15 protein-coding genes are annotated in these 17,016 nt (G+C 72.2%); 5 read left to right on the plus strand and 10 right to left on the minus strand.

The annotated features are described in order from the left end of the window. Nucleotides 1-43: 43 nt before the first annotated feature. The 5 genes from ychF to NON00_RS12360 form a co-directional block, all read right to left on the minus strand. Nucleotides 44-1,138: a redox-regulated ATPase YchF gene (ychF, locus tag NON00_RS12335; protein WP_256021353.1), complete on the minus strand. Its 1,095-nt coding sequence runs from the start codon at nucleotides 1,136-1,138 to the stop codon at nucleotides 44-46. A 198-nt stretch (nucleotides 1,139-1,336) separates the two neighbouring features. Further along, the gene (locus NON00_RS12345) at nucleotides 1,337-1,753 is read right to left on the minus strand and encodes a hypothetical protein (protein WP_256021306.1); all 417 of its coding nucleotides are present in this window, start codon (nucleotides 1,751-1,753) and stop codon (nucleotides 1,337-1,339) included. A gap of 3 nt (nucleotides 1,754-1,756) precedes the next feature. Beyond that, nucleotides 1,757-2,329: an aminoacyl-tRNA hydrolase gene (pth, locus tag NON00_RS12350; RefSeq protein ID WP_256021308.1), complete on the minus strand. Its 573-nt coding sequence runs from the start codon at nucleotides 2,327-2,329 to the stop codon at nucleotides 1,757-1,759. Between the two features lie 15 nt (nucleotides 2,330-2,344). Further along, nucleotides 2,345-2,989 carry a 50S ribosomal protein L25/general stress protein Ctc gene (locus NON00_RS12355; RefSeq protein ID WP_256021311.1) on the minus strand — a complete coding sequence of 215 codons (645 nt, stop codon included), beginning with the start codon at nucleotides 2,987-2,989 and terminating at the stop codon, nucleotides 2,345-2,347. A 307-nt stretch (nucleotides 2,990-3,296) separates the two neighbouring features. After that, nucleotides 3,297-4,517, minus strand: a complete 1,221-nt coding sequence (locus NON00_RS12360) for a nitrate/nitrite transporter (protein WP_256021314.1) — start codon at nucleotides 4,515-4,517, stop codon at nucleotides 3,297-3,299. 99 nt (nucleotides 4,518-4,616) lie between these two features. On the opposite strand from NON00_RS12360, the gene NON00_RS12365 reads away from it, so the two are divergent. From NON00_RS12365 to NON00_RS12375, 3 genes are all read left to right on the plus strand, one after another. Continuing rightward, the gene (locus NON00_RS12365; protein ID WP_256021316.1) at nucleotides 4,617-5,417 is read left to right on the plus strand and encodes a helix-turn-helix transcriptional regulator; all 801 of its coding nucleotides are present in this window, start codon (nucleotides 4,617-4,619) and stop codon (nucleotides 5,415-5,417) included. A 157-nt stretch (nucleotides 5,418-5,574) separates the two neighbouring features. Further along, nucleotides 5,575-6,891 (plus strand): hypothetical protein, encoded by a 1,317-nt coding sequence (locus NON00_RS12370; RefSeq protein WP_256021369.1) that lies wholly within the window; start codon nucleotides 5,575-5,577, stop codon nucleotides 6,889-6,891. Between the two features lie 7 nt (nucleotides 6,892-6,898). Next, on the plus strand, nucleotides 6,899-7,705 hold the full coding sequence (locus NON00_RS12375) for a 2OG-Fe dioxygenase family protein (protein ID WP_256021356.1): 807 nt from the start codon (nucleotides 6,899-6,901) through the stop codon (nucleotides 7,703-7,705). 294 nt (nucleotides 7,706-7,999) lie between these two features. On the opposite strand, the gene NON00_RS12380 is transcribed toward NON00_RS12375, so the two are convergent. After that, on the minus strand, nucleotides 8,000-9,172 hold the full coding sequence (locus tag NON00_RS12380) for a M20 aminoacylase family protein (protein WP_256021318.1): 1,173 nt from the start codon (nucleotides 9,170-9,172) through the stop codon (nucleotides 8,000-8,002). A gap of 180 nt (nucleotides 9,173-9,352) precedes the next feature. Continuing rightward, nucleotides 9,353-10,009: a DUF1028 domain-containing protein gene (locus tag NON00_RS12385; protein ID WP_256021320.1), complete on the minus strand. Its 657-nt coding sequence runs from the start codon at nucleotides 10,007-10,009 to the stop codon at nucleotides 9,353-9,355. Nucleotides 10,010-10,131: 122 nt separating this feature from the next. On the opposite strand from NON00_RS12385, the gene NON00_RS12390 reads away from it, so the two are divergent. Further along, entirely contained in the window at nucleotides 10,132-12,375 is a 2,244-nt protein-coding gene (locus NON00_RS12390) for a YjbH domain-containing protein (RefSeq protein WP_256021322.1), read from the plus strand. Between the two features lie 22 nt (nucleotides 12,376-12,397). Here the strand turns inward: NON00_RS12390 and NON00_RS12395 are convergent, their stop codons facing one another. Both NON00_RS12395 and trxA read right to left on the minus strand, forming a co-directional pair. Continuing rightward, nucleotides 12,398-13,540, minus strand: a complete 1,143-nt coding sequence (locus tag NON00_RS12395; protein ID WP_256021325.1) for a PQQ-dependent sugar dehydrogenase — start codon at nucleotides 13,538-13,540, stop codon at nucleotides 12,398-12,400. 116 nt (nucleotides 13,541-13,656) lie between these two features. Continuing rightward, nucleotides 13,657-13,989: a thioredoxin TrxA gene (trxA, locus tag NON00_RS12400; RefSeq protein ID WP_256021327.1), complete on the minus strand. Its 333-nt coding sequence runs from the start codon at nucleotides 13,987-13,989 to the stop codon at nucleotides 13,657-13,659. Between the two features lie 175 nt (nucleotides 13,990-14,164). Between trxA and NON00_RS12405 the strand changes: the two genes are divergently transcribed. After that, nucleotides 14,165-15,847 carry a methyl-accepting chemotaxis protein gene (locus NON00_RS12405; protein ID WP_256021330.1) on the plus strand — a complete coding sequence of 561 codons (1,683 nt, stop codon included), beginning with the start codon at nucleotides 14,165-14,167 and terminating at the stop codon, nucleotides 15,845-15,847. Nucleotides 15,848-15,925: 78 nt separating this feature from the next. Here the strand turns inward: NON00_RS12405 and NON00_RS12410 are convergent, their stop codons facing one another. Continuing rightward, the gene (locus tag NON00_RS12410; RefSeq protein ID WP_256021333.1) at nucleotides 15,926-16,909 is read right to left on the minus strand and encodes a dienelactone hydrolase family protein; all 984 of its coding nucleotides are present in this window, start codon (nucleotides 16,907-16,909) and stop codon (nucleotides 15,926-15,928) included. Between the last annotated feature and the right edge of the window lie 107 nt (nucleotides 16,910-17,016).

Consider the following 17,016-nt stretch of genomic DNA (forward strand, 5'->3'; position numbering starts at 1 on the left):
CAACCCTAGTGCGAAAACGGCACCGCCCCTACCCGCGAATGTATCAGACGTTGAAACGAAACAGCATGATGTCGCCATCCTTGACGACGTATTCCTTGCCTTCGACCCGCATCTTGCCGGCTTCCTTGGCGCCCTGCTCGCCGCCCAGGCTCACGAAGTCGTCATAGGCGATGGTCTCGGCGGCGATGAAGCCGCGCTCGAAATCGCCATGGATGACGCCCGCCGCCTGCGGCGCCTTCATCCCCTTCAGGATGGTCCAGGCGCGCGCCTCCTTCGGCCCCACGGTGAAGTAGGTGATCAGCCCGAGCAGGCCGTAGCCGGCGGCGATGACGCGGTCGAGGCCCGAATCGGCCAGGCCCAGCCCCTCCAGGAACTCGCCCCGGTCGGCCGCGTCCATCTGGCTGATCTCCGCCTCGATGGCGGCGGAGACGACGACGGCCTTGGCCCCCTCGGCGGCGGCGCGCTCAAACACCCGGGCGCTGTGCGCATTGCCGGTGGCGGCCGAGCCTTCCTCGACATTGCAGACATAGAGCACGGGCTTGGAGGTGAGCAGCTGCAGGCGCTTCGCCGCCTCCTCCTCCCCCTTGGGGATGCAGGCGCGGGCGGGCTTGCCGTCGCGCAGCCCGGCCAGGACGGGCTCGATCAGCGCGAGCTGCCCGGCCGCCTCCTTGTCCCCGCCGCGGGCGCGCTTCTGCAGCCCGGTGATGCGCTTCTCCAGGCTGTCCATATCGGCCAGCATCAGCTCGGTCTCGATGGTGTCGGCATCGCGGATCGGGTCCACGCTGCCCTCGACATGGGTGATGTCGCCATCCTCGAAGCAGCGCAGCACATGCACGATGGCATCCGTCTCGCGGATATTGGCGAGGAACTGGTTGCCCAGCCCCTCCCCGCGCGAGGCGCCGCGCACCAGCCCGGCGATATCGACGAATTCCAGGCTGGTCGGGACGATCTTCTGGCTCTTGCCGATCCGGGAGATGGTGTCGAGGCGGCGGTCCGGCACGGCGACGCGGCCCACATTCGGTTCGATGGTGCAGAAGGGGTAATTGGCGGCCTGGGCCGCCGCGGTCTGCGTCAGCGCGTTGAACAGGGTGGACTTGCCGACATTCGGCAGCCCGACGATACCGCAGTTGAAGCCCATGGCCGGTCCTCGGAGCAGAAAGGCGCCGCGCGGCGGGGAAAGCCTGCGCCGCGGCGGGCGGGGATGCGGGGGCCGCGCCCCCGCTGGAAGGTCAGGCCCGGGCCGGCGGCCCGGGAGATCAGACACGGGCCACAGGCCCGGGGGATCAGACCCGGGCCTTGTGGCCCGGAGGGGAAAAGCCCTGGCGGGGAAGAAGCCTTACAGGATGCCGGCCAGGGTGCCGGCGATCTCGGCGCAGATCTGCGCCGCCGCGATGCGCGCCGAGGCGTCATCCGTCGGCAGGGCGAGGGCCGCGGCGCGCAGCTGGGTGATGGCCGCCGGCAGCGAGACCTCGAGCGAGCGGGCGGAGGCGGCGATCATCTCGGCCCGGGCGGCGCCGCAGGCCTCGGAGACGGCCTGCGCCATGGCCAGCGCCAGGGCGGCGCGGGCGGCGGCGGCCTCCACGGCGTTCTTGTGGCCGGTGCGGCTGCGTTCCAGCGCGGCGGCGGTGCCGGCCAGGCTCTGCGCCTGGGCGAGCAGGGCGGCGGCCAGCGCGGCGGCACCATTGGCCATATCCTCGGGACCGGGGCCGCCGAACTCGGCGGCGAGATCGGCCGCCGCGTCTTCCATCGCCATGTCTCAGCTCTCCTGGGTCAGCAGGGCCACGCGGGTCATGAAGGCTTCCGGCTCGCCACGGGCAAGCAGGGGCGCGGCCTCCGCCACCGCATCCAGCATGGGTTCCAGCCAGGTGTCCACCTTGGCGAAGTTGCCGAGGACATGGCCCGTCACCTTTTCCTTGCTGCCGGGATGGCCGATGCCCAGCCGCACACGCCAGTAGTCCGGCGCGCCCAGGCGGCGATCCATGTCGCGCAGGCCATTATGCCCGGCCGCGCCGCCGCCCTTCTTCACCCGGATCCTGCCGGGGGCGAGATCCAGCTCGTCATGGAAGGCGGTGATGTCGGCCAGCGCGATCTTGTGGAAGGCCGCCGCCGGCTGCACCGATTCGCCGGAGAGGTTCATGTAGGTCTGCGGCTTCAGCAGCAGGAGCCTGCGCCCCTCGATGCTGCCTTCGGCCACGAGGCCCTTGTAGCGTTGCCGCCACGGCGTGAAGCCATGGCGGCGCGCGATGGCGTCGAGCGCCATGAAGCCGATATTGTGGCGGTGCCGCGCCTGACCCGGTTCCGGGTTGCCGAGACCGACCCAGAGCAGCACCGCGACGCCTCCGGCTTACTTCTTCTTGCCGGCGGCCTTGCCCTTGGCCGGGGCCGGCGTCGGGGCGGCCTGGACGACCACCTCTTCCTCGACCTTCGGCGGGGCGATCGTGGCCACCACGAAGTCACGGCCGGTGATCACCGGCTTGGTGCCCTTGTGGTCGATCACGTTGGACCAGCGCAGCGTGTCGCCGATCTTGGCCTCGGCCAGATCGACCTCGAAGTGCTCGGGCACCGCATCCGGGTCCGACCAGACTTCCAGGTCACGGCGCACGCTGTTGACCGTGCCGCCTTCCTTCACGCCCGGGCTGGTGCTCTCGTTCAGGAACACCACCGGCACCTTCACGCGGATCAGCTGGCCGGGGGCCAGGCGCTGGAAGTCCACATGCAGCGGGCTGTCCTTCACGGGGTGGAACTGCACCTCGCGCATCAGGCAGCGCACCGTGGCGCCACCGGCCACCGCAACCTCATAGAGGTGCGACTGCCAGCCACCCTTGTGCATTTCCTTCATCACGTCGCGCGGGTCGAGCGAGATCAGGCTCGCCTCCTGCTTCGCACCGTAGATGACGGCGGGAACACGCCCCGTCTTCCGAGTCGCGCGCGCCGCCCCCTTACCGGCCCGCTCGCGCGCCTCGGCCTCGATCCGAATGGTTTGGACCATTGCTGAAAAGCTCCGCTTCCATGGGCGCCGATCCGGGGCGCCCGCCGCACGCCCGGGCCCATGCCCGAACGCGAGCACGCCGGCCTCCAGGGGTGCCGGCGTGCGGGCGGCCACATAGCCCATCCCAGGGCGCGCTTTCAAGCGGCCAGAGGCAGGGTAGGACAGAATCTTCTTTTTCTGAAGAAAAAGAAGCAAAAAGACTTTCTTTCAGGCTGCCGCCGTCTCCCGGCACAGCGGGACGCCAGACTGAAAAAAGTTTTTTGGTTCTTTTTTTTCAAAAAAGAACGTTTTTCTTATAATCTTCTTTTCACTCAGCCGGCGCCACCGCCCACATTTCCGGCTTCAGCTCTTCCTCCCGGTCCGGGAAGAACAGCGCGCAGAGCAGGGTGATGGAACCAAAGCCCGCCAGCACCACCAGCGTGGCGGCCAGGGTGCCGGTGGCCTCGTGCAGCAGCCCCACCACCGGGGAGGCCGCCGCCGCCCCCAGGAAGCCCACGAAGAACCGCACGGAATAGAGCTTCACCCGCAGCGCCGGGGCGATGTAGCGCGCCGTCATCGTCTCGTTCACCGTCACCTGCCCGAAGATGGAGGCGGCGAGCAGCGCGGCCAGCGGCAGCACCAGCCAGCCTGGCGCCCAGGCCAGCGCCAGCATGGCCGGCACCTGCACCATCGCCATCGGCAGGAAGACGCGCTTCAGCGTCATGCGGTCGATCATCCGGCCCACGGTGAACTGCGTCAGCCCGCCGCACAGCGTCACCAGGAAGGCCAGGGCGCCGATCACCGGCAGCAGTTCCGGGCTGCCGGCCAGGCGCTCCTCCATCAGCTTCGGCAGCAGCAGGGTGAAGGCGTTGAACACCAGCCCCGAGGCCGCGGCGATGGCCAGCAGCACCACCACCGCCCGGCGCACCACGGCGCGCGGAATGGCCGGAAAGGGCTTCGCCCCGCGCGCCGCGGCGGCCATGTCCACCACCGGCTCCCGCGCATAGAGCAGGCCGAGCGCCATGCAGAGCAGCCCCGGCACCAGGAAGGCCCAGCGCCAGCCCAGGACGATGGCCAGGAAGGCCGTGGCCACCGGCGCCAGCGCCACGCCCAGATTGCCGAAGACGCCATTCAGCCCGACGGCGCGGCCCACCCGGTCCCCCGCCGCCTCCACCAGCATGGCGGTGCCGATCGGGTGGTAGATGGCGGCGAAGCCCCCCATCACCGCCAGCGCCAGCGCCAGCGCCAGGGCCGAGCCCGCCAGCCCCGCCAGCACCATGCCGCCCCCCGTGCCGAGGAAGAAGGCCAGCATCAGGTTGCGCCGGCCGAAGCGCGCCGCCAGCCAGCCCATCGGCAGGGCGCCGACGCCGTAGAGGACGAACATCGCCGTGCCGAGCGCCAGGATCGGCCCGTATTCCGTGCCGAACAGCCCGCCCGCCTGCTGCACCATGCCGAGCACGGCGGTGGCCAGGATCAGCAGGCAGAAATGGGTCAGCCCATGGGCCGCGTTGATGAAGACGATCTGCCGTGTGGCAGGCGAGACAGGCATGGCGCGCATATCCGGTGGCGGGGCCGCGCCGGGCGCGGCCTCCTTGGTCATTCCCGGCGGGCAGGATATCCTGGCCAGGAAACGACATCCGGCCACATCATGTCGGCAGGCGGCCAAAAGCCCTTCTTCATCATCCCCGACAGCCAGTTGCCGCAGGATGCGGTGGACCGCCCCCTGGCCGGCTTCCGGCGCGACTATGGCGATGGCGGCGCCACGCCGCGCCATGCCCATCGCCGCGTCCAGCTCATCTATGCCAGCCAGGGGGTGATGCGCATCACCACCGACGCCGCCGCCTTCGTCGTGCCGCCGGGGCGCGCGCTCTGGGTGCCCGCCGGCCTGCCGCATGCCGTGGCGACGCAGGGGATGGTGGCCATGCGCGCCCTTTTCCTGCGGGAGGACGCGGCGCGGCTTGGCCCTTCCGGGGTGGCGGTGCTGGCCGTCTCCCCGCTGCTGCGGGAGCTGATCCTGGCCGCCTGCGAGGAGCCGCCAGAGTGGGACCCTGCCGGCCGCGCCGGCCATCTGGCCGCGCTGATCCTGGACGAGATCGCCCGCGCCCCCACCCTGCCGCTCGGCGTGCCCTGGCCGCGGGATGCGCGGCTGCGCCGCCTCGCCATGGCCTTGCAGGCAGACCCCGCCAGCCCGCTGACGCTGGAGGGCTGGGCCGCCGAGGTGGGCGCCAGCCCGCGCACGCTGGCCCGCCACTTCCGGGCCGAGACGGGGATGAGCTTCGGCGCCTGGCGCCAGCACTGGCGGCTGGCCGAGGCCGCCGCCCTGCTGGCCCAGGGCCTGCCCCCGGCCCAGGTGGCGGCGCGGGTGGGCTATGCCAGCGCCCCGGCCTTCGGCGCTGCCTATCGCGCGGCGTTCGGCGTCACGCCGGGGCAGGCGAGATTGAACGTTTGATTTTTTTCAGGCTGCCGCCGTCTCCCGTCACAGCGGGAAGCCAAACTGGAAAAGTTTTTTGGTTCTTTTTTCCAAAAAAGAACCCTTTCTCTTTTCCTTCAAAAAGACGCCCAGCCCGCGCCTTCCCCTGGCCCTGGCGCAACGCCATCTGGCGGGGATGCGCTGCCTTGTCCTGCTGCTCCTGCTGGCTCTTGCCCCGCTGCCCGCCCTGGCCGAGACCCGTGCCCTGGCCGTGGCGGAGGATGGCCGTGTGGCGACGGGCGGGGAAAACCCGGAACTGCGCCTCTGGCCGGCGGATCTCATCGCGCCCCTGGCGGCGCTGCACTGGCACCAGGGCCCGGTGCAGGCGCTGGCCGCCCTGCCTGGCGGCGGCTTCGCCAGCGCGGGGGAGGATGGCCGCGTCGCCCTCTGGCCCACCGCCTGGGGCAACGGCATCACCGCGCCGGAGCGCGTGCTGGAGGCCCATGCCGGCCCCGTCACCGCCCTGGCGGCGCGGGAGGGCTGGCTGCTCTCCGCCGGCTGGGACGGCACGGCCTGGCTCTGGCCGCTGGCTGGGGGGCCACTCGCTGGGGGGCCACTCGCTGGGGGGCCGCTGGCCGGGGGGCCGCCACGGGCGCTGCGCGGCGCGCCCGGCCCCATCACCGCCGCGGCCTTCCGCAGCGATGGCCTGCCCGTCACCGCCGGGGCCGATGGCACGCTGCGCCTCTGGGGGGAGGACGGGCAGCCCCGCATCCTGGCCAGCTTCGCCGTGCCGCAGAGCGCCCTGGCCACCCTGCCGGGCGGGCTGATGGCCAGCGTCGGCGGCGATGGCATGCTCCATCTCACCGGCCCGGCCGGCACGCAGCGCCACCTGGATGCCGGGCGCCGGCCCCTCGCCGCCCTGGCCGCCAGCGCCGATGGCAGCCTCCTGGCCGCCGCCGGGCCGGGGGGCGGGCTGTTCGTCTGGTCCCTGCCCGAGGGGCGGCTGCGCCACAGCCTGCCCACCGGCGGCACCGCGCTCTGGGCGCTGGGCTTCAGCCCGGATGGCGCCCTGCTCTACGCCACCGGGGCGGATGGCCGGCTGCGCGGCTTCGACATGGCGCGCGGCACCACAATCGGCCCCCCCCTGGGCGCCGCGCCGCCCCCGCCCGCCACCCCGCGCCAGGCCGGGCTGGACATGGAGGGCGCCCGCGTCTTCCGCGCCTGCGGCGCCTGCCACGGCCTCTCCGCCCCGCCACCGGGGCAGGCGGACCTCAAGGCCGGGCCGCATCTGGGCGGGCTGTTCGGCCGCCGCATGGGCAGCGTGCCCGGCTATGCCTATTCGGAGCGTCTGTCCCGCGGTGACATCGTCTGGACGAAGGAGACGCTGGCCGATCTCCTCACCCGGGGCCCCGAGGCCATGCTCCCCGGCAGCCGCCAGCCGGAGCTGCGCATCGGGGACGGTGACGATCTCGCGGCGCTGCTGCGCTTCCTGGAACAGGCGACGAAGGACTGAACGCGTGATGCAAGAGTTGCAGGCCAGCACGGCACCGGCCGGCCAAGGCCCCGCTGCCCTCCCGGAAGCCGCCAGCCTGGAGGCCGCCGGCTATGTCGCCCTGCCCGCCCCCGCCGCGCGGGCGCGCTTCGACGCCGCCGGCACGGCCCTGGCCGGCCCGGCCTGGGAGAGCTTCGCCGCCAGCTGGGCCGCGCTGGAGCCGGACCGCTTCATGGCCGATGGCGGCCGCTACCGCCTGCGCCGCCATGCCGCCTTCCGCCTCGCCCCCGGCACCGCGCCGCAGCGCCTGCCCCACCGCCCGCACTACCAGACCACTGAGCACAACCCGCTGAATGGCGGGATCGAGCGCTGGTTCGCCCCCGTCACCCCCGAGGCCGAGGCCAGCCCGGCCCTGGCCGCGCTGCTGGAGGGCGCCCGCGCGGTCTTCGACGCGCTGCGGCCCGGCACCGACTGGCTGGTGGAAATGCACCAGTTCCGCATCCAGGCCCGCACCGGCGAGGCCGGCAAGCCCACCCCCGAGGGCATGCACCGCGACGGCGTGGATTTCGTGATGGTCACCCTCGTCGGGCGGCACAACGTGGCTGGCGGGGTCACCGGCATCCGCATCGACGGCCAGCCGGGGGAACAAAGCTTCACCCTGGAACAGCCGCTCGACAGCGTGCTGCTGGACGACCACCGCGTCTGGCACGGCGTCACCCCCATCGCCCCCCTCGACCCGGACCAACCCGGCTACCGCGACGTTCTGGTCCTGACTTTTTCTGTCAGGCTGCCGCCGTCTCCCGGCGCGGCGGGACGCCACACTGGGCCGGAGTAAACCCGGGCCAGTGCAGCAGCCGTTTTTTTTCCGGGCTGCCGCCGTCTCCCGGCACGGCGGGACGCTACGCTGGGCCGGAGTGAACCCGGCTCAGTGCAGCGGCCGCTTTTTTTCCGGGCTGCCGCCGTCTCCCGGTACGGCGGGCCTCCACGCTGGGCCGGGGTGAACCCGGCTCAGTGCAGCAGCCGCTTTTTTTCCGGGCTGCCGCCGTCTCCCGGTACGGCGGGACGCTACGCTGGGCCGGAGTGAACCCGGCTCAGTGCAGCAGCCGCCGGCTGAGCCATGACCGGCAGCTTAAGAAAGTTCCTGCTCGACGAGGCGGGCGAAGTAGGCGGCGCCGACGGGAAGAAGCTCGTCGTTGAAGTCGTAGGCGGGGTGGTGCACCGGGGTGCCGCACTGGCCGTCCGGCCCGGCCTGGCCGACGAAGAGGAAGGCGCCGGGGCGCTGCTCCAGCATGAAGGCGAAGTCCTCGCCGCCCATCACCGGCGGGGCGCTGCGGATCACCTTGTCATCCCCCACCACGGCGCCGATGGCGCGGGCGGCGCGGTTGGTTTCCTCCCCATGGTTCACGGCGGCGGGGTAGAGGCGGGTGTATTCCACCTCGGCCTCGGCGCCATGGGCGCGGGCGGTCAGGGTGGCGATGTCCTTGATGGCCTGCTCCACCGCGTCCCGCGTCGCGGCGGTCAGGGTGCGCACGGTGCCGCGCAGCTCCGCCTCGCCGGGGATGACGTTGTCCGCGCTGCCGGCATGGAACTGGGTGATGGAGACCACCGCGCTGTCCAGCGGATCGGTGCGGCGGCTGACGATGGCCTGGAGCCCGGCGATCACCTGCGTGCCGACCAGGATGGGGTCCACCGTGCGGTGCGGCTGCGCGCCATGGCCGCCACGGCCCTTGATGCGGATGGCCAGGATGTCGGAATTGGCCATCACCACCCCGGCCACCGCCCGCGTCACGCCCAGCGGCGCCGTCGGGTCGTTGTGGATGCCATAGACGGCATCGCAGGGGAAACGCTCGAACAGGCCATCCTTGATCATCGCCGCGGCGCCGGCATAGCCCTCCTCGCCGGGCTGGAAGATGAAGTTCACCGTGCCGGCGAAATTGCGCGTCTCGGCCAGATACTTCGCGGCGCCGAGCAGCATGGCGGTGTGGCCGTCATGGCCGCAGGCGTGCATCTTGCCGGGGATCTGGCTGCGATGGGCGAAGCTGTTCACCTCGGTCATCGGCAGGGCGTCCATGTCGGCGCGCAGGCCGATGCTGCCCTTGCCCTCGCGCGCGCCCCGCAGCACGCCCACCACGCCGGTGCGGCCAATGCCGCGATGCACCTCGATCCCCCAGCTTTCCAGCTTCTCGGCGACGATGGCGCTGGTGCGCACCTCCTCGAAGCCGATTTCAGGATGGGTGTGGATATCGCGCCGCCACGCCGTCATCTCAGGGTGGAAGTCCGCGATCCGGTTCGGAACAGGCATCCTCATCTCTCCTTTTTCTATCAGCTGCTTTTCTATCAGCTGCCGGTCATGGCTCAGACGACGGCCGCCGCACTGCGCCGGGGTCTCTCCGGCCCAGTGTGGCGTCCCGCCGTGCCGGGGTCTCTCCGTCCCAGTGTGGCGTCACGCCGCGCCGGGAGACGGCGGCAGCCCGAAAAAAAATCAGCCGCCGCGGGCGAGGTCGGGGGTGATGGCGCGGAGGACATATTCGTCCAGGTTCGGCTTGTAGGCGTCCCACAGCCGGCGCAGCGCGGCGATGGGCTGCGGGTCGTGGTCGATGCGGAGGTCCGCGTAGGGGAAGCTCTCGGTGGCGACGATGACCATGACGCTGGAGACCAGCGCGCGGCCTTCGCCGCCGGCGGCCTCACCCGCCTCCAGCGCGGCCAGCAGGCGGTCGCCCAGAGGCGCCTCCGGCGTGGCCAGGAAGGCCTCCACCATGCGGGCGGGCACCTGGTCGCTGGCCAGGATGTTGCCGATGGCCACACAGCCCTCGCCATGCGCGGCATTGTGCGCGGGCTTGACGCGGGCGCCGTGGAAATGCGCGGTGCGCCCGGCGGCGTCGATCGCGGCATATTGCCGCCAGCCGTGATGCGGGGTGCTGGCGGTCAGCGCCGCCACCGTCTCCTCCGCCGTGCAGCCGCTGCGCAGCAGTTCCACCCCGCGCGGGCCCAGGCGCGGATCGGTGCGGTGCTGGGTCAGCACGCCGCCCACCCCGGCGGCGAGGAAGGGCACGCGCGAGCCGATGCACAGGCCCGAGGTGGTGGCGACGGCGCCGAACTGGCCCGTGCGGGCGCAGCGGCCGATCAGGGAGAAGGTCATGGCCGCGCATTCAAGGACTCGTGCGCCGGCTTGTCCATCCGCGACGCGGCGGCGGGGCTGGCCGTTGCGCGCGCGGCATGGCAAGAGTTTCACGGTTGTGTGACGGCGGGAGAGATCGGGGAATGGGCTGGCGGAGGGCGCTGGCCGCGCTGCTGCTGGCCCTGCCGGCCGCCCTGGCGCGGGCCGAGGAAGTGCCGGCCAGCGGCAGCGATTTCGGCGGCGCCGGGCTGATCGAAATGCGCAATGCCCGCTTCCGCGAGGATGGCACGCTGGAATTCGGTAGTGCCCTGCGCCACCAGCGGCGATTCTGGTTCGTGAACTTCCAGGCCCTGCCCTTCCTGGAGACGACCTTCCGCCTGACCGAGCGGCTGAACGCCACCACCGGCGCCGGCATGACCACCGACCGCGCCTTCGACCTGAAGCTGCGGCTGCTGGAGGAATCCGATGTCACCCCGGCCCTGGCGGTGGGGTTGCAGGACTTCATCGGCACCGGGCTTTACGCCGGGGAATATGTGGTGGCCTCGAAGCGCTTCTGGGGCCTGGATGTGACGGCCGGGCTGGGCTGGGGCCGGCTGGCCACCCACAGCCCCTGGACCAGCCCCCTGGCCCTGGCGAGCGAGCGCTTCGCCACCCGCCCGCGCGATGTCGGCCGGGGCGGCACGGTGCAGCGCAGCTGGTTCCGGGGGGAGGACATGGCGCCCTTCGCCGGGGTGGAATGGTCCGTCCCGCCCCTGCCCACCCCCTGGGGCGAAGTGGAGGGGCTACGCGCCAAGCTGGAATGGAGTTCGGACGGGCTGCGCGACGAGCGCGGCGGCTACCCCGCGCGCCGCGTCAATGGCCAGGGCAGCGGCCGGGGGGAGGCGGCCTCGCCGGTGAATGCCGGGCTGCAATGGTCGAATGACTGGATGGATGCCGGGCTGCACTGGGTGCACGGGACGGACCTGCTGCTGCGCCTGTCCTTCCGGCTGAACCCGGATGATCCGCCCGCCCTGCCGCGCCCCGCGCCGCCGCCCCTGGCGCCGCGCTCCCTGGCGGCAGGCCCTCTGGCGGCAGACACGCTGGCAGCAGGCCCCCAGGCATCAGGCCCCCAGGCGGCAGGCCCTCTGGCGGCAGGCCCGCTGCCACGCGGCGGCCTGCCCCTGCCCGCCCCGCCACCGGACCCGGAGGCCGAGGCCCTGACCGCCGAGGCCGTCTTCGCCGCGCTGGAGGAGGCGGGCTTCCGCCCCCTCGCCTACCGGCGGGAGGGGCTGGTGGCGGAGCTGGCCCTGGCCGGCGGCAATGCCCGCAGCCTGGCGCAGATCGCCGGGCGGGTGCTGCGCGCCGCCCAGCCCGCCCTGCCGCCGGAGGTGGAGATGCTGCGCCTGCGCTGGTGGCAGGCGGGGGCGGAAGTCGCGGTGCTGGAGATCCCGCGCGCCACGCTGGAGGCCACCCTCACCCGCCGCGCCAGCCCGGAGGAGGCCTGGGCCAGCGCCCGCATGCTGCCCGCCACCGGCGCGCTCGCGCCGGATGCGGTGCGCAACCCCGGCCCCTTCTGGGGCTGGGAGGCGGGGCCGCGCCTCACCCTGGCGCTGGGTGACCCCTCGCGCACGCTGCGCTGGCAGGCGGGGGCGGCGGCCTCGGCGCGGGTCGATCTCGGCGGGGGCTGGGCGCTGGCGGGCTCGGTGCTGCAGGGGCTGCTCGGCAACCTCACCGGCGGCCTGCCCTCCGACAGCCAGTTGCCGCATGTGCGCAGCGACTATGCCGAATATGCCCGCAAGGGCGGGACGGCGCTGACCACCCTCTATGCCGAGCGCCTCTGGAACGCCGCGCCGGATGTCTTCGCCCGCGCCACGGCGGGGTATCTGGAGCCGATGTTCGGCGGCCTCTCGGGGGAAATCCTCTGGCGCCCGCAGGATCGCGGCTTCGCCCTGGGGCTGGACCTGAACTGGGTGGCGCAGCGCGACTTCGACCAGAGGCTGGGCTTCCGCGGCTATTCCGTCGCCACCGGCCATGTCTCCGCCTATGCCGACCTGCCGGTGTGGAACCTCTATGGCGTGCTGCGCGCCGGGCGCTACCTGGCCGGGGACTGGGGCGCCACCTTCGAGCTGGGCCGGCGCTTCGCCTCGGGCATCGAGGTGGGCGGCTTCGCCACGCTGACCAATGTCTCCGCCGCGCGCTTTGGCGAAGGCTCCTTCGACAAGGGCATCTATGTCCGCATCCCGCTCGACCTCGCCGGGCTGGAGAGCCGGGGGCGCGGCACGGTGCTGTTCCGCCCGGTGCAGCGCGATGGCGGGCAGCGCCTGGCGGTGGACAACCCGCTCTGGGAGCTGACGCGCGACGGCCGGGCGGAGGAGCTGCGCCACACCGCCCCCGCCTTCTCCCAGTAGTTTTTTCCAGTTCGGGGCGTCTTCAGTTCGGGGCGGGGGGGACGGGTTCCAGGCGGAGGATGCGGCCGCGCGCCTCGTCCGTCAGCAGGTAGAGCAGCCCGTCCGGCCCCTGGAGCACGTGCCGCAGCCGCTGCTGGCCCCAGAGCAGGCGCTCCTCCCCGGTCACGCCCGCCGCGTCCACCGTCAGCCGCAGCAGCCCGGCGCCGCTGAGCGCGGCCAGGAACAGGTCGCCCTGCCAGCCGGGAAACGCCTCCCCCGTGTAGAAGGTGGCGCCGGAGGGGCTGACGGAGGGCGTCCAGACGCGCAGCGGGTCACGCAGGCCGGGGCGCGAGGGGGAAGCGTGGATCGGCGCGCCGCCATAGGCGGTGCCATGCCCGACTTCCGGCCAGCCGAGATTGTCGCCGGGCCGGGGCAGGTTCACCTCGTCCCCGCCGCGCGGGCCCATCTCGATGCTCCAGACCGCGCCGGTGGCGGGGTGGACGGCCAGCCCCTGGGGGTTGCGCAGGCCCAGGGCAAAAATCTCCGGCCGCATGCCCTCCTGCGCCCGCCCCTCTGGAGCAGAACTGAAAAAAGGATTGCCCTCGGCCGGGCGGCCATCGCGCTCCAGCCGCAGCAGCTTGCCGGCGAGGTCCTGCGGCGCCTGGGCGCGGGCGGGGCTGGTCTGGCGGTCGCCCGTGGAGAGGTAGAGCTTGCCATCCCCGCCGAAGGCGATGCGGCAGCCGTAATGCCCGTTGCCCGGCTGGCCGGGGGTGGCGTCGAGGATGGGGCGCACCGCGTCCAGCCCGCGCGCATCGGCGGCGAGGCGGGCGCGCACCAGCCGCGTCAGCGTGGCGCCGCCGGGCAGGGTGGCGGCCTGGCAGAAATAGAGTTCGCGGGTTTCGGCGAAATCGGGGGCCAGCTGGAGGTCGAGCAGCCCGCCCTGGCCGGCGGCGGCCACCGCCGGCACGCCGGAGAGCGGGGGGGAGAGGCTGCCATCGCGCGCCACCAGCCGCAGGCGGCCGGGGCGCTCCGTCACCAGCAGGCGGCCATCGGGGAGGAAGGCGCCGCCCCAGGGATGTTCCAGCCCATGGGCGAAGGGCACGGCGCGGAAGCGCGCCGCCGCGCTCTCCTGCACGGGCTGGGCGGCGGCCGGCAGGGCGGCCATGAGGACCAGGGCGGCGCCCATCCGGAGGATGGCGGCCCTGAAGGAGGGGTTTCCAAAGGCCTCAGGCCTTTGGTGGGGAGAGTATGAGAGGGGCGAAGCCCCTCTCATGACGCCGCGCCCTGGTTTCAAGCCGCCGCTCAGCGCGCCAGGGCGCCGGCGATCCAGTCCTTCATCTGGCTGCGCGGCATGGCGCCGACCTTGGTCTCCACCGGCTTGCCATCCTTGAACAGGATCATGGTGGGGATGCCGCGCACGGCGTAGTCGTTCGGCGTCACCGGGTTTTCGTCGATGTTCACCTTCGCGACGGTGAGCTGGCCGGCATATTCCTGGGCGATCTCGTCCAGGATGGGGGCGACCATGCGGCAGGGGCCGCACCACTCGGCCCAGAAATCGACCAGCACGGGGCCGGAGGCGCCCAGCACCTCCTCCTTGAAGCTCTCGTCGCTGACGGCCTTGGTCAGTTCGCTCATGGGGCAATTCCTCGCACCCCGTCCGGAAGCGGCGGGGCATCTGTCGGCCCTAAGGTCGTAATCCTGGGGCGGGCGGTCAAGCGCCGCGTCGGGGATGGCGGCACCGGCCTGCATGCATGGTTAACCTGGCCCGGGCCATGCTGGCGGCGCAGCTCATGGCAAGGGAAGAACGCGCTTGTCCACTCTCTGGCGCCGCTTCGGGTTGACCGCACGGCTGGTCGTGGCGGCGAGCCTGCTGCTGGCTCTCAGCCTCCAGGTGGCGCAGTACCTCTCGCTCCGCAACACGGGCGAGGCGATGCGCCAGCAGATCGAGGAACAGGTGCGGATCGAGGCCCGCCTGCTACAGGCCCTGCTGCGCGCCCAGGGGCCGATCCGGCGGGAGGGGGAGGCCGTCCTCGCCGGCGGCCGCCGCTTCGAGGAGCTGAACGACGTGCTGGACGGCTTCGAGCAGGCGACGGGCGGCGGCGCCACCCTCTTCGTCGGGGATGTGCGGATCGCCAGCACCTTCCGCCTGCCCGATGGCCGCCGCGCCGTGGGCAGCCGCTACCCCGGCGACTTCCTGCGGGAGAAGGTGCTGGCCCGTGGCGAGGATGTCCTGCAGGAGGTGATCGCCGCCAACGGGGTACCTTCGCTCGGCCTGTTCCACCCGGTGCGGGACGGGGCGGGGCAGGTGGTCGGCGCCCTGGTCAATGGCCGCTCCCTGGCGCGGATCGAGGCGGTGCTGGGCCCGCAGCGGATAATGGGCGTGCTGATCGCCCTCACCATGGCGCTGCTGGGGGGCGTTCTGCTCTGGCTGCTGCTGGACCGCTCGCTGCGCCCGCTGCTGCGCATGGCGGAGGTGTTGCAGCGCGTGGCCGGGGGCGATTGCTCCACCCCCGTGCCCGGGCAGGAGCGTGCCGACCAGATCGGCATCATGGCCCGCGCCGTCCACCAGCTTCAGGGCGCCATCCGGCGCAGCCAGGAGGTGGAGGAGGAGGCCCGCGCCGCCCGCCTCCAGGCCGAGCAGAGCCGCCGCACCGAGGCCGACCGGCTGACCGCCCTGTTCGAGCAGCGCATGCGCCAGGAGGTGGCCGCGCTGCAACAGGCCGCCGAGACGCTGGCCGGCGCCGCGCGCAGCATCTCCGGCGCGGTGGACAGCACCTCGCGCGAGGCGCAGGGGGCGCTGGGCACGGCGGAGGGCGCCTCGCAGGATGTGCAGACGGTGGCCGCCGCCGCCGAGGAGCTCACCGCCTCGATCGGCGAGATCAACCGGCAGGTTGGCGCCTCGGCCAGCATCGCGCGCAGCGTCGCCGATTCCTCACGCCGCTCGGACCAGGCGGTGGAGGCGCTCTCCGGCGCCGCGGTGCGCATCGGCGATGTGGTGAAGCTGATCGGCGACATCGCCGCCCAGACCAACCTCCTCGCCCTCAATGCCACGATCGAGGCCGCCCGCGCCGGCGAGGCGGGCAAGGGCTTCGCCGTTGTGGCGGGGGAGGTGAAAAACCTCGCCAGCCAGACGGCGAAGGCCACCGAGGAAATCAGCGAGCAGATCGGGCAGATCCAGCAGGCGACGCGGGTGGTGGTGGATGCCATCCGTGGCATTGGCCAGCAGATCGAGGAGATGTCCGCCATGACCACCACCGTCTCCGCCGCGGTGGAGGAGCAGGGCATCGCGACGCGCGAGATCGTCGCCAGCGTGCAGCGCGCGGCGAGTGGCACGCAGGAGGTCTGTGCCTCCTTCGGCCGCGTCACTGGCGCGGCGGATCAGGCCGGCCATGCTGGCGAAGCCGTCCGTGGCGCCGCCGGCAGCATTGCCGAGCGCGCCACGAGCCTGCGCGCCGCCGCCGATGGCTTCGTGGCCGATATGCGCGCGGCATGAAAAAGCCCCGCCTAGCGGGCGGGGCTTCCGGACAAAGTCTTTTTGCTTCTTTTTCTTCAGAAAAAGAAGATTTCTTCCTTACTTCTTAAACACTTCCGCCAGGATTTCGAGCACCCGCGCCTGCGACGCCGCCCGCCCTTCCGGCTGCCCGCCCACCTGCGGGTTCAGCTTCACGCAGGCATCCCTGTAGGTGAAGACCGCGCCGGTCTCGGCGTTGATGAGTTGCCCCGGCGCGCGTTCCTCGATGCTGCAATCACGCACCGTCTGGCTGTTGGTCGCCACCACCGGCGCGTTGCTCAGCGGCGTGTCGAAGCCGTGATGCGCGCCGGGATAGGTGGTGACGGTGATATCCACCCCGGCGGCCTTCAGCCGCTCCGCCTGGGCGGCGCAGGTGCGCAGCGGGTTATAGTCATCCGCCTCGCCATGGATCAGGCGGATGGGCTTCGCCACCGGCCTGGTGTCGTCGATGTAGCGGGTGGCGCAATCCGGATAGAACGGAATATAGGCCGCGAACTCGGCGCCCGAGCGGTTCCACAGCTGGTGAAAACGCGCCAGCGAGGCATAGAAGGCCGCCTGCCCGCCGCGCGAGAAGCCGATCAGCGCGATGCGCGCCGGGTCCACGCGCGGGTGCTTCGCCAGGATGTCGAGCGAGCGGTAAAGGTCGATGATGAAGTTCAGCCGGCCGAGCTGCGCCTGGTCGGCCGAGGTGCTGGTGATGCCGCGCCCGGTGAAGCCATCGACGGCGAAGGTGGAAATGCCCTGGGCGTTCAGCAGCCGCGCCCACATCTCGATATTCGGGCCGATGCCGCCGGAGCCGTGCATCAGCACCGCCACAGGCAGGCGGCCCTGGCCCTGCGCCACGCGCAGCTCGCCGGTCACCGTCACGGCCTTGCCGGCCTCGGCATTGCCGGTGAGGAAATTGGCATCGCTCAGCGTCAGCGAGGGAATGGCGTGCAACTCGACGCGCGCGGCGATGCTGCGGTTGTCCTGCGCCTGGGCCGGCAGGGCCAGCAGGCCGGCCAGGGATAAGGCCAGGGCCAGGGGACGGGTGAAGCGGGACATCGATTTCCTCCCAAAGGGACGGCTCTTAACGGCCGGAAAAATAACTCCAGAAAAACAGGGGGCGCTGCCCCCTGACCCCCGCCGGGGTGGCAGGGCCACCCCGGACC

Origin of the sequence: Roseomonas sp. GC11 (assembly GCF_024437745.1) — a bacterium.
Classification (GTDB): Bacteria; Pseudomonadota; Alphaproteobacteria; order Acetobacterales; family Acetobacteraceae; genus Pseudoroseomonas.

Bases quoted from the DNA above. Each gene is read 5' to 3' on its own strand.
- trxA (WP_256021327.1), bottom strand. From the start codon at position 13,989: ATGAGCGAACTGACCAAGGCCGTCAGCGACGAGAGCTTCAAGGAGGAG.
- NON00_RS12380 (WP_256021318.1), bottom strand. From the start codon at position 9,172: ATGCCTGTTCCGAACCGGATCGCGGACTTCCACCCTGAGATGACGGCG.
- ychF (WP_256021353.1), bottom strand. From the start codon at position 1,138: ATGGGCTTCAACTGCGGTATCGTCGGGCTGCCGAATGTCGGCAAGTCC.
- NON00_RS12385 (WP_256021320.1), bottom strand. From the start codon at position 10,009: ATGACCTTCTCCCTGATCGGCCGCTGCGCCCGCACGGGCCAGTTCGGC.
- NON00_RS12365 (WP_256021316.1), top strand. From the start codon at position 4,617: ATGTCGGCAGGCGGCCAAAAGCCCTTCTTCATCATCCCCGACAGCCAG.
- NON00_RS12355 (WP_256021311.1), bottom strand. From the start codon at position 2,989: ATGGTCCAAACCATTCGGATCGAGGCCGAGGCGCGCGAGCGGGCCGGT.
- NON00_RS12370 (WP_256021369.1), top strand. From the start codon at position 5,575: ATGCGCTGCCTTGTCCTGCTGCTCCTGCTGGCTCTTGCCCCGCTGCCC.
- NON00_RS12395 (WP_256021325.1), bottom strand. From the start codon at position 13,540: ATGGGCGCCGCCCTGGTCCTCATGGCCGCCCTGCCGGCCGCCGCCCAG.
- NON00_RS12390 (WP_256021322.1), top strand. From the start codon at position 10,132: ATGGGCTGGCGGAGGGCGCTGGCCGCGCTGCTGCTGGCCCTGCCGGCC.
- NON00_RS12375 (WP_256021356.1), top strand. From the start codon at position 6,899: ATGCAAGAGTTGCAGGCCAGCACGGCACCGGCCGGCCAAGGCCCCGCT.
- NON00_RS12345 (WP_256021306.1), bottom strand. From the start codon at position 1,753: ATGGCGATGGAAGACGCGGCGGCCGATCTCGCCGCCGAGTTCGGCGGC.
- NON00_RS12360 (WP_256021314.1), bottom strand. From the start codon at position 4,517: ATGCCTGTCTCGCCTGCCACACGGCAGATCGTCTTCATCAACGCGGCC.
- NON00_RS12410 (WP_256021333.1), bottom strand. From the start codon at position 16,909: ATGTCCCGCTTCACCCGTCCCCTGGCCCTGGCCTTATCCCTGGCCGGC.